Source organism: Bacillus sp. FJAT-27225 (assembly GCF_001685025.1).
GTDB lineage: Bacteria > Bacillota > Bacilli > Bacillales > Cytobacillaceae > Bacillus_D.
Genome location: NZ_MAYU01000012.1, coordinates 256,560 through 268,237 on the forward strand (window position 1 = coordinate 256,560; position 11,678 = coordinate 268,237).

Here is an 11,678-nt window from a genome sequence, read left to right on the forward strand (position 1 = left end):
AAAAACCAATAGGGACGCCTCCCGCCTGCCTATGGCAGAGGAAAAACGTCCCTCCTTTGTTTATTCGATTTCCCGCTCCCAGAAACGGTGTTCGGCAATGGCTTGCACAAATTGAGCCGCAAATTCTGCTGGGCCAGCTCCTGCTGTAATAACACCCGGCTGTCCAACGATGCCGGCTTGCGAAACCACTTCCGCACCTGCATGCGTGGCACCGATTGGCTTGTAGTGTTCGAACGCTTCCTGCACGAATTCCAAAGCTTTCTTTTTTAACTTCGGGCTGTTTTCCGCGCCGCCGCCCACAATATAGATTGCGTCAAATATCACGGAATCAGCCGTTAGGTAGGAGAATTCAACTGGAAGCTCGAAATCATCGGTTCCGCGGATTGTACCGAGATTTTCGCTAATAATCTTAGGGAGAACTCCCTCCGCCTTCAAGGCATCAAGAATTTCCTTAACCTCTCTCCCATTAAATCCTTCCTCAATCAGAATACCAACCATCCGAGTTTTCGCGGTTTTTACCGTATTAGCCATGCTTAACGCGGGGGACGATTTTAACGAAGCCGGTTCCCTCGGCTCAGGTACCCTGGCTCCAATACCCTTGGCAACCGGGGTTACCAGTTCCATGCTGACATTGGCGAACATATCGACAACCTGCTGGCGGACATCCGGTGATTTCACCTTGCCCAGTTCAAACGTAAACGCATCAATAATGTGCTGCTTTTCAGGCGGACTCATACTGTTCCAGAACATCGACCCCTGGGAAAAATGATCCTTAAAGCTGTCACTGCGAGCCCGGATTTTTTGGCCTTCGACTTTTTCCTGATAATGGACATAGCCGCCTTCTTCTGGAGCAGCGGGACGGGGTGTATTTTGCGCAAGTGAGTTCCTATGGTAGCTCACCTGGCCACGGTTGATAGTCTGGCGCCCAAAGCCATCACGCTGGTTATTGTGGAACGGGCAGACAGAGCGGTTGATTGGCAGTTCGTGAAAGTTCGGCCCGCCAAGGCGCAAGAGCTGCGTATCCGTATAGGAAAACAACCTCCCCTGCAGGAGCGGGTCATTGGAAAAATCAATTCCAGGCACAACATGGCCAGGATGGAACGCAACCTGTTCAGTCTCGGCAAACACATTGTCCACATTACGGTTCAGCGTCATTTTTCCAATAAGCCTGACTGGAACCTCTTCCTCAGGCCATAATTTCGTTGGATCGAGAATATCAAAGCCAAACCGGAATTCTTCTTCCTCTGGTATTATTTGAACGCCAAGCTCATACTCTGGATAATCTCCTCTTTCAATCGCTTCGTACAAATCGCGGCGATGGAAATCAGGGTCTTTACCGGCAACCTTCTGGGCCTCATCCCACACCTGTGAATGCACACCAAGCACCGGTTTCCAATGGAGTTTGACGAAATGTGCCTTGCCCTGCTCATTCACAAATCTGAATGTATGTACCCCGAACCCCTCCATCATCCGGTAGCTGCGCGGAATCGCGCGGTCCGACATTGCCCACATCACCATATGTGCCGATTCCTGATTATTGGCGATATAGTCCCAGAACGTATCGTGCGCTGTAGCGGCCTGTGGCATTTCATTATGCGGCTCCGGCTTTACTGCGTGCACAAAGTCAGGAAACTTAATGGCATCCTGCATGAAGAAAACCGGCATATTATTGCCAACCAGGTCATAGTTCCCTTCCTCTGTGTAAAACTTCGTCGCAAATCCACGTACATCACGTACTGTCTCCGGCGAACCCTTCGAACCCTGAACCGTTGAGAACCGGACAAAGACTGGCGTTTTCTTTGAAGGATCATGCAGGAACTTTGCCATCGTATACTCCCTCATTGACTCGTACACCTGGAATTCACCATGGGCGGCAAACCCCCGGGCATGTACAACCCTTTCCGGAATCCGCTCATGATCAAAGTGGGTCATTTTTTCGCGGAAATGAAAGTCTTCCATCAACGTCGGCCCGCGAACGCCGGCCTTCAGGGAAAACTCATCCTCCGAAACCTTCAGACCTTGATTCGTCGTCAGCTTCTCACCGCTGTCATCCACCTTAAACTGCTCAAGCTGCTCCTGCTTCTTGTTCAACTTGGAATTTCTGTTGTCTCTCATCATCATCCTCCTAGTCGTAAGTAGATCCCTTCTTGGAAAAAGGCCTCCCAGTCCCCTCTACCCCACTCAAACGGACAAAAAACGACAAAATGACAAAAAGGTAACAAAAACGTAACAGGAATAATTCTGGTTTGCCGTGGTTAACTTCAGGCAAATCAATCTTATTCCTATGGAAATAGTTGAAATATTGTATTCTCCTCAAATTAATTCAGCGGTTTTTTCAGTAATTCGAACAGTTTTGCAACTAATTCAGCGGTTTTTAAATTAATTCTCTAAGTGCAGAATATTCGAAAAAGCATAAGTCATACAGACCCTGCAGAAGCTCTCCCCCTCACCAAATTGGTCTTGCCAAGGAACCCGTTGGCATTTACTGTTAATGGTGATAACTTGTTTAAAAAGGAGACTACATAGATGAGTATTCTCGAGCTATCATCGCAGAATCCTGATTTTTCCTATATCATTTCCAAAAATCCGGCGAGCGGGATGCTGGTAAAGGGAATTCGCAAGGGGCGGGCGTTTGGCTGGTATCCGAACGCAACGACGTACAGCGTTTATTTCAAGGATGCGGATAATGAAATTTCATTCCCAAAAAACAAGGATGAGAAGTTTGAGTATCTGAACGTGTCGCGCTATAATTCGCCGCGCATTCCGCTAACGCTAATTGCCGATTTCTACTCAACCGCTTCGAAAAAGCTCCATGAAAAGGATACGGATGGGTTCAAAACGACTCTCTCTGTCAACATGACCCACATAGAAAACGAACATTACCTCACGTTCTTCAAAACTCATTTTAAAGAGTATGAGATTGAGTGGGAGTGGCTGGCTCATAAGAATGCGAGGATTAAACTCTCGACAGACAAATCGGTTCACGAGCTCCTGAATTATGCGAATGTGCTGTTCCTGTTCCTGACGATTATGGGCAAGGAATACATTGACCTCAACAATGAAATCGTTGAAAAATACTTGCGAAGCATCAACACGATTGACGCTCCGTATTTCATTCGCTATTTGTTCGCGCGGAATGCGTTCGTGTCGAAAGAGAAGTTTTACAAATATAAAGAGGATCTTCAGCAAACAAAGCGCTACCAGCTTGACCTGTACTACGGCAGTACGGCTCAGCAGCGGCAGGCGTGGATTACGAAGAACCTCACGTTTGAGCGTCCGATCCTTGATGTCGGCTGCGGCGAGGGGGCTTACAGCCTTCCGTATGCGAAAAAAATCGCTCCACAATTCGTCCATGCGATTGATATCGACGACGCAGCACGCGAAAAAGTCGCGAACAAAATGCGGGTAAAGGAAATTGATAACATCGTCCTGTATAACTCGTTTGAAGCGTTCATGGATACATATGATGGCGAGGACATCGATGTCATCCTGACCGAAGTAATCGAGCACATGAGCTTGAATGAAGCGGAAGCGCTGGTCAAGCAAATTCTCGAAACCGTTACCTGGAACACGTTCATCGTCACAACGCCCAACCATGATTTCAACTCCTACTATTCTATTGATTCAAGGCATGACGACCATCACTGGGAACTTGGGAGCATTGCTTTTGAAAAATGGATTACCAGCCTCCTTCCTGCCGGGATTGAAGCCGAATGTTTTGGGATTGGCGACTCGGTTGATGGCATCCATACGACCCAGGCTGTTCTTTTTAAAAGAAAAGCAAAGACCGCACAGGCTCTCTTAACAGGAAAAATCTCTCTTTCAGCAGAGCCGGCACTTATTACCGGAAAGGACGAGGCCCAATGAAGATCCACGCGCATACTCACACGATTTTTTTAACAGTCGGGCCTTCCGAAGCTGGCAAGACGACGTTCGTCACCGAGACCTTGATTCCGGCACTGCAATTCGCTGACGAAGCAACGGGCTACAGGACGAACATCCAGTACCTGTCCTCCGATAGCCTGCGCCAGGATATTCTCGGATACCCGTATGACAAATACAATGAAAACATGATGGAGGCAAGCGCACAGGCGTTTAATCTTCTCTATACAAAGCTTGACCTTGTCACCCAGTTCCCGATTAACTGCGATTATGCCATTGTCGATACAACTGGGTTGTCGGAAGGATTTCGTGACGCAATCCTTGAGATTGGCCGCAAAAACCATTACCGGGTCGAAATCCTGCTGTTTGACTATAAAAACATCCGCGACCATTATGCATCCGAGCGGAGCAAGCGGATTATCGCCCAGCAGCTGACCCGGATGAGGCAGGAAGTTCTTCCGAATTTGAAAAGGAAATGGTTTGATGCAGTCCACCGCATCCGCGAGAAAAATTTTACCGGCATTGAAATCGTTGCTGCTGATCGCGACGATTACCTGTCCCACCTGCTTCCACACGGCTCGCGCTATGTGATTGTTGGTGATGTTCATGAACAGGTTGACGCCCTGAAGGCGCTTGTCACCGAGCACGGTTTCCAGATAACCGATGGGCGGATGGCAGCGGATGAGAAAAACAAAGATAAGAAGTTCGTCCTTGTCGGCGACTATATCGATAGATGCGGAAAACACAAAGGCGACGATTGACTTCCTTTATGAAAATAAACACCATTTCCTATTTGTAAAAGGAAATCACGAGAACTTTGTGTACAATTTTTTGAATGGAAACATCAAGGAAAACAACAGCCTGTACTTTGACTCGATCCCGCATTTCGAGAATGACACGGAGTCGCGCCGAAAGTTCGAGGAGCTGTTCAGCCTTGCCAAGGATTTCTACCGGTTTATCGGACTGACGCAGCCGGGCTATTTTATTACCCATGCCCCGTGCGAAACGAAATACATCGGCAAGCTTGACAAGGAGTCGCGCAAAGCCCAACGCAGGTTCGCGACGAATTTTGGAAACATCGAGGACGGGCTCCACTTTTTAAAAGAGGAAGCAGTTCATAACCACCCGTTTCATGTTTGGGGACATATTGCTACCAAGAACGTAGTTATGTTGAAAAACAAGCTTGGCATTGATACCGGCGCTGTCCATGGAAACGAGCTGACAAGTGTGACCCTGAACGGATTCAAGCCGTTTTTCAGAAGCGTGAAGGTTGGTACTCAAGCCGAACTGCCAGTTCTTTTTCCGCAAAAAACAAAGTCGGTTGACCTATCCAACCTCGATGATGCCTCGAAAAAAAGAATGCATTATGTTTTGGAGAATAAAATCAATTACATTTCTGGGACGATGAGCCCGGCCAACAAGGATTTGGCTGCCGGGGTATTGGAATCGCTGGAGGAAGGGCTCAACTACTTTAAGAATAAGGGGGTGGCCGAGGTTGTCCTGCAGCCGAAGTATATGGGCTCGCGCTGCACGATTTACCTTTCAAAGGAAGGCAGCTACGCAACAAGCCGGAATGGGTATAAAATCCACCATATTGAGCTCGAATCGGTGTACTCGGCACTGCTTCAAAAATTTGCTTTTTATATAGAAGAAAACCGGATCAAGACGCTTGTCCTTGACGGCGAGCTTCTGCCGTGGAGCGCCTTGGGGAAGGGCTTGATTGACAAACAGTTCAAGGTTGTCGAAAAAGCACTCGACACAGAGCTGGCTTACCTGAAGGAAAACGGCTTCGATGAGCATTTCGGTAAGCTGGTCGAGCAATACGAGGCTAGTAGCTTTAAGACGGCCAAAGTGAAGAACTCGAAAAAGGATTTGGTGCGCAATTTTGGCACAACCGCCTATGGTAACTTCAAGGAAATGGACGATATTCTTGAAACATACCACGGGGTCGATGAGCATATCAAAGCGAGCGAGGTTTTCAAACGCCAACTGGAGTTGTACAGAAAGGAAACCGAGGTCCACTATAAACCATTCAATATCCTGAAAGTGGTCTATGAGGATGGAAGCGAGGAAATCCCGGCGCTGAGAACGTCGGAGATTTATGCGCTTGTCAATGGAGACAGACAGCTTGTCCTCGATTTGCGCCAGGAGGAATCGTTCGCTCAGGCTGAAGAGTTTTTCCAGACATTGACGATGGCCGAGGGTATGGAAGGCGTCGTCATTAAGCCTGAACACGTTGCGCCAGGCGTCGTTCCGTTTATGAAAGTCCGCAATCCGGATTATCTCACGATTGTGTACGGGTACGACTACACATTCCCGCACAAATACAAAAAACTTTTGAAGGAAAAATCAATCGCGAAAAAACTGCAAACATCTCTCAACGAACACAGACTTGGGCGGGAAATGCTCGCCCACCCGGCCAGCACCATCAATAAGGCCAACCAGCCATTCCAGCAAGCCGTCGCCAACCTCCTCTTTGAAGAACAAAGAGAAAAGGAGCTCGACCCACGGCTATAGGGGACGGCTCTAGTGCCGCACGGCAAATAGTACCAACGAGGGAAGGCTTTCGTCTGCTGCCGGCAGAGGAGAACCTTCCCTATTTGCAATTCCTGACAATGATGAACCACTCCTATTATGGTATTATGGTTTAGTTAGTTAAGGAGTTGATTGTATGATAGGAAGAAATGATGCTTGCCCGTGCGGCAGCGGGAAGAAATTCAAGAAGTGCTGTGGGAAAAACTCGGTGATCCAGCTGGATCATTTAATAGACGCGGATCTAGTACGAATCCAAGGAGATATCCTAAGGCATACACTAGTACGCTACGAAAATGAATTTATAGCTAATTTCGAGGAACACTTTAACACTCTCACAGTACCAGACGAGGCACTCGAGATTTTGGAGTTTTACTCACTCACCTGGTTTGCCACGACTTTTAATAAAAACGGAAAAACCCCAATGGAGGAATACCTCAATACGAAATTGAACACGATTTCCAGGCCTCGTACAAAAGAAATCGTCCAGTCATGGCGGAATAGTTACTCTTCGGTTTTCCGGACCATCCAGGTCGACAACGGCAACCTGCTAAAAGTGGAGGACATTTTTACAAATGAAACCTCCGAGCTGAAAATGCTGGATACTGAAGACCTGCCCCAACCAGGAGATTTACTCATCGCAACGGTTCTTCAATCACAACCTGCTGTTATTCTCGGAACGTTCTTCACTATCCCTGCCTCAAAAGCAAAAGCGGAGAATATTGAAAACAGTGTACTCGAGATGTTCAGCGCCAGCGGACATGGCGATTCAAAGGCGTTTATGAAGGAAGCTTTTCTCGAAGTGTTCGATTCTATTATGTTTCCAGACGTCATCGACCCAATTCAAGAGTTGGAATGGACTTACCAAAATCATCGGGACGTCGCGGAAGGCTTCCAGAATTTCATGGAGGACTGCAAAATACCAAAAACATTCATTAATCTCGGTATTACTTTGTGGCATACATACTGCACGACCGCAAACCTGAAAATAAACAAACCCGCGATTTACGAGGCTGCACTCCTCTATTTGGTAACAACCGTTATTCCGGCCCCAATGCCATTTTCCCAAAAGGAACTTGCTGAGGTCTACGGCGTATCAGCAGGCAGCATCTCAAGCAAATACAATGAAATGAAAAAAGTACTGAATCAAGATATCGAAGAACTGCAGGAAATAGTCAGCTAAAGGGGTTCTCCGGAGCCAGCCTGGACGAATAGGGACGGTCTCATCTGCCTGAGAGCAGAGGAGAACCGTCCCTATTTTTTTGCTCTTAACCTCTTAAATCAAGCTCACTGAGATGCGAAGGGGGATGCCTCGGATCCGTCTGACGTCCGCCTGACTTTTCAGTCCGCCCCGCTCGTTTATGAATCCCGCCTATCCTCCTCATCACGAAAAATATCCTGTTTGTTCGCACCACGAAGCTTAACATGATAACTCTGGTGCTGCTAAGCTCTTCTGGGCAAACGACACCTCCAACTAAATGTAAAGTCCGCGTAATTGAAAAAGAAAAACGTACAAGAAGGAAAAAAGGAGATGAAAAAAGAAGTTAGAGAGGAACAAAAAAAGCGGTATACCATCATCATAACCACGCTAAAAAAACTGAAAAATAGCAACGGTTCTCCCTGCCAAAACTGATAACGGGAGATTCGGGATGTTTCACCTTGAAAGACATAGGAACTAATGTTCACCCCGGAACTAAGGGGCCTGTTCCTCCTGTAAAATCCCCGATGAATCATCCCAAAATTACACCGGATGCAAACACTTATCCCCAAATTTCCGTTTAGGAATTGCAAATTTAGGTTAGTGAAGAACAAGGACATTTCATGTTGCGAATTAATCTAAGTTACAGCAAAAAAAATCGAAGCCGGTTTGATTTTGCAAACGAGAATCGTCCCTAGTATGGTAAAATGAAGATACTTCAAATAGAGGGTGACAAGATGTCAAAAAAACGATACATTCCCAATGCATTTACATTCGGAAACCTGTTCTGCGGGTTCCTGTCGATTGGGTATATCATGAATGGGGATATCCGGAATGCGACTATCCTGATTTTCATCGCGATGATGCTCGATGCGTTGGATGGAAGGGTAGCAAGGATTCTTGGTGTTTCCAATGAATTCGGGAAGGAATTGGATTCATTGGCGGACGTCGTGTCCTTTGGTGTCGTACCGGCGTATTTGGCAGTACATACGTACTTTGCGGACTTCGGAATGACAGGCATGGTACTCGCAGGTATTTTCCCGTTATTCGGCGCTTACCGGCTCGCACGGTTTAACCTGACTCAGTCGGATGCGTCACTGAACCACTTCCAGGGTGTTCCGATTACATTTGCAGGCGGATTGGTCACGTTTTTAATTTTGTTCCACAACAGTATACCTGTGGTTCTGTTCGCTGCCATTTATCTGCTCCTGTGCTATCTGATGGCCAGCACACTGAAAATCCCAAGCTTCAAAAGCATCCCGCTCCCACGGTACGGAGTCATTATTACGGCATTTATCTTCTATATGACGTACCGGGTAGTAAAAGCAAATATGGAAAGCGTGCCGATCTTCTTCTGGGTCGCTCTCGGCATGTACATCGTCTTCATGGTGTTCCGCTTCATTAAGGAAAAAGAAATCAAACTGCTCCCCATCCGGGGCATCCGCATCAAAAAATTCAACATCCGCAGACGTAAAAAGAAGCAGCGCTAACGTGGCAAAGGGGGACGGTTCAAACCGTCCCCCTTTGTTGCCCTTGGTCTACACGCCAGCCCTTTTCAGCTTTCGATTAACTTCGTCAAGGTCAAATTCTCTATACTTCTGCATTCTTCCCCACTCGGCCATATGCTCGTGCTCAGGGTCCGATGGGTCAGCAAGAATCCGGAGAAACTCGGCATAGCCGCCTTCTCCGCCAACATCTTCCGGTTGCGTATTCCCATCGCCTTCAAGGCAAATCGGATACGGCTTATCATACTCCTCAATAACCTTTTCCACCTCAATCACATGCTGCCAATCATCACCCAAGTCATACACATAGGTGAAAACCTTGCACTCTGGCAGGTAGTTAGTCAACCCAACACCTTCCTCATGCTTCAGCTCAATCCCGGCAACCGCATACGAGAAAGCTTCTTCCGTGCAGACAAGCTTCAGAAACGGATGAACATTGAATGCCTTCCCCGACAAAACGTTTTTGGCTGCCGCCTGATCATATAAATTAAACTCATGAAGATGAGAGTCCTGCCACCCAAAGGCAGCTTGAATAATCTCATGCAATCCCTCAAACGTCCGGTTCAGCGGCACAACCACCCTCCTCCAGACCCGATGCTCCTCAAGAGCGAGTACAATCTTCAACTGAGCAGCATCCATCCCGAATACAGGCTCACCGGCAAACTCCTCCAAATCTTTATACATCGCTTCATTTGGATAAATATAACTCTTTTTACCGTCCCCGGCCAATAGCCGGTTTACCCTGGCTGCCAATTCTGTATGAAATAGTGCATCTGTAGGAAAATCATGAATAAAGTAGCTAACTTCCTCAACAGTCCTATTCATCCTTGCAACCGAAGTCCGGTCTTTTGTTTTTGAAAAAACAGACTCCCCGGCTGCACCGAAATAAGCATCAATGACGTCGTCCTTTATCCCCTCAACCCGGAACGCCTCCCGAATCCCCTGAGCCGCAAGCTCGTCGTCGCCTTCAGTCCATGCAAAATAACCGAGAAACGGTTTTTGTCATTCACGAGAATAACCACATTCTTTCGGTTAAACGTAATTAAATTCGCATGCCAGGAAAACAGGGGATCCTCCTCCTGCCCTGCCACAACCTCAACATCAAGCTTATCCAACAACTTCTTCGTACACTGTATCTTCATCTTCACACTCCTAGCGCAGAGGGGTACGGTTCTGCTGCGTTTCTTGTTATTATCATAACAGATATTAAATCTACTTTTTAAAATGCCCTGTTATTATTCATTGCTGATTTTCGTGGAGCTCCAAGAATTGATAGGCGTGAATTTATAGACGGAGAATTTCCGGCTAATGTATTTAAGGGAGACTTAAAAAGTAAATATAAGCGGACATATTCCGTTTATCATCATTTTATTTTAAAAAAATCAATAATTTGGGTCATATAAGCGGAGAAACTCCCTTTATTTTAAGGGAAATATCATTATTTCCCGATTTAAGCGGAAATTATCCGTTTATTTACAAACAATAGAAAATCAACATTTAGCTTTTAAAATAAAAGGGGGTCACCAAAGCCGCCCAATATGCCTGTACCGATTCTTATACAAACTGGCAAACTAGAACCCTCCCTACATTGTCTCAGTACTATTGAAAATTTCCTCAAGGATGTAATCGAAGGTATCCTTTGGAACGTGCTCACCTTCTATCATCATCGAGTGAATTTCAAGGATGGGATGATCATCTAGTACATTTCGGTCAATCATAAACTCGATCATAACTTCCCCCATCGGGTCTGCCTCTGCCGCTACCCCCGTAAAACGGACGAGCTCATTTCGCCCTTCACCGGGAAACTCCTCCCAGTTCGTAACAGTGAAATACGCTTCAAACCCTTCGCCGATACTCTGTGTAGGGTATTCATAAAAATATCCTTCTTTAACAAGACGGATTGCCTCATCATGAACGGGAATGAATAAAGCGGACATGACACCGTACACAAAAGTTAATGCAAAAGCATATACCACTCCCAGCCAGCTTGTGCCTCCGTTTTGCTCCAGCCAAATTTTCTGTTGCACACCAGGATAGGGGGAGAGGCTTACTTTTTGAATGGTTCTCTTCGTATGTTTAAGGTAGGCGGCATTGCCAACCAGGGACAAAAGTATGGAAAAAGGGATAAAAAACAGTGTATGACCCTGTGGGTTCCTAAGTAAACCACCCTCCGAACCAAGGAAACCCAGCGCATATAATGCAAGATCGAATAGAAAGTAGAAGATCACAATAATAAGAACCTCAACATACATTTTCCGGTACCCATACCAAAGCGGCCCTACAAGAAGTGCCGGAAAGCTAACGGTAAACACTGTATTCTTTTTCTCTATCGTTCTCCACTTCTTATGAAAATAGTGATATCGATCCACAACAAATGCAGCTTCCAACTCTTCAGGCTTGACACTTTCCAACTCCCTATTCTCTGCGTCAAGTACAATAGCCTTCCCACAACTCGAACAAAACCTGTCATGATCGCTTAAAAATTTCCCACAGTTGCTGCAGTACACCGCAACTCCCCCTTAAAACCCTCTTTTTTCCATACTAGCACAAATAAAGGGGGA

The 11,678-nt window shown here is 46.5% G+C and carries 8 protein-coding genes and 1 pseudogene; 5 read left to right on the forward strand and 4 right to left on the reverse strand.

Annotated elements, in window-relative coordinates; translation table 11 throughout:
* Positions 1 to 60: 60 nt before the first annotated feature.
* Positions 61 to 2,115, reverse strand: a complete 2,055-nt coding sequence (locus A8F94_RS08855; RefSeq protein WP_139070055.1) for a catalase — start codon at positions 2,113 to 2,115, stop codon at positions 61 to 63.
* A gap of 411 nt (positions 2,116 to 2,526) precedes the next feature.
* Between A8F94_RS08855 and A8F94_RS08860 the strand changes: the two genes are divergently transcribed.
* The 5 genes from A8F94_RS08860 to pssA all read left to right on the forward strand — a co-directional run bounded on the left by A8F94_RS08860 (position 2,527) and on the right by pssA (position 9,102).
* On the forward strand, positions 2,527 to 3,867 hold the full coding sequence (locus tag A8F94_RS08860; protein ID WP_066198578.1) for a methyltransferase domain-containing protein: 1,341 nt from the start codon (positions 2,527 to 2,529) through the stop codon (positions 3,865 to 3,867).
* A complete protein-coding gene (locus A8F94_RS26515) occupies positions 3,864 to 4,643 on the forward strand; it encodes an AAA family ATPase (protein WP_368072778.1) in 780 nt (259 codons plus the stop codon). The genes A8F94_RS08860 and A8F94_RS26515 overlap by 4 nt, the downstream gene beginning before the upstream one ends.
* Positions 4,564 to 6,399, forward strand: coding sequence for a hypothetical protein (locus A8F94_RS08865; RefSeq protein ID WP_368072779.1), 1,836 nt, complete (start codon positions 4,564 to 4,566; stop codon positions 6,397 to 6,399). The genes A8F94_RS26515 and A8F94_RS08865 overlap by 80 nt, the downstream gene beginning before the upstream one ends.
* Before the next feature lie 154 nt (positions 6,400 to 6,553).
* Positions 6,554 to 7,597, forward strand: coding sequence for an SEC-C metal-binding domain-containing protein (locus A8F94_RS08870; RefSeq protein ID WP_066198581.1), 1,044 nt, complete (start codon positions 6,554 to 6,556; stop codon positions 7,595 to 7,597).
* Between the two features lie 752 nt (positions 7,598 to 8,349).
* Positions 8,350 to 9,102, forward strand: a complete 753-nt coding sequence (gene pssA, locus A8F94_RS08875) for a CDP-diacylglycerol--serine O-phosphatidyltransferase (protein ID WP_066198584.1) — start codon at positions 8,350 to 8,352, stop codon at positions 9,100 to 9,102.
* Positions 9,103 to 9,150: 48 nt separating this feature from the next.
* Here pssA and A8F94_RS08880 read toward each other — a convergent pair whose 3' ends face one another.
* From A8F94_RS08880 to A8F94_RS08885, 3 genes and pseudogenes are all read right to left on the reverse strand, one after another.
* Complete coding sequence (locus A8F94_RS08880; protein ID WP_441294190.1) at positions 9,151 to 9,801, reverse strand: plasmid pRiA4b ORF-3 family protein; 651 nt, start codon at positions 9,799 to 9,801, stop codon at positions 9,151 to 9,153.
* A gap of 60 nt (positions 9,802 to 9,861) precedes the next feature.
* A pseudogene (locus A8F94_RS26645) lies at positions 9,862 to 10,259 on the reverse strand (DUF6933 domain-containing protein); the annotation flags it as partial.
* A gap of 441 nt (positions 10,260 to 10,700) precedes the next feature.
* The gene (locus tag A8F94_RS08885) at positions 10,701 to 11,624 is read right to left on the reverse strand and encodes a zinc ribbon domain-containing protein (RefSeq protein WP_066198589.1); all 924 of its coding nucleotides are present in this window, start codon (positions 11,622 to 11,624) and stop codon (positions 10,701 to 10,703) included.
* Positions 11,625 to 11,678 lie beyond the last annotated feature (54 nt).

Bases quoted from the DNA above. Each gene is read 5' to 3' on its own strand.
- A8F94_RS08855 (WP_139070055.1), bottom strand. From the start codon at position 2,115: ATGAGAGACAACAGAAATTCCAAGTTGAACAAGAAGCAGGAGCAGCTT.
- A8F94_RS08860 (WP_066198578.1), top strand. From the start codon at position 2,527: ATGAGTATTCTCGAGCTATCATCGCAGAATCCTGATTTTTCCTATATC.
- A8F94_RS26515 (WP_368072778.1), top strand. From the start codon at position 3,864: ATGAAGATCCACGCGCATACTCACACGATTTTTTTAACAGTCGGGCCT.
- A8F94_RS08865 (WP_368072779.1), top strand. From the start codon at position 4,564: ATGAGAAAAACAAAGATAAGAAGTTCGTCCTTGTCGGCGACTATATCG.
- A8F94_RS08870 (WP_066198581.1), top strand. From the start codon at position 6,554: ATGATAGGAAGAAATGATGCTTGCCCGTGCGGCAGCGGGAAGAAATTC.
- pssA (WP_066198584.1), top strand. From the start codon at position 8,350: ATGTCAAAAAAACGATACATTCCCAATGCATTTACATTCGGAAACCTG.
- A8F94_RS08880 (WP_441294190.1), bottom strand. From the start codon at position 9,801: ATGTATAAAGATTTGGAGGAGTTTGCCGGTGAGCCTGTATTCGGGATG.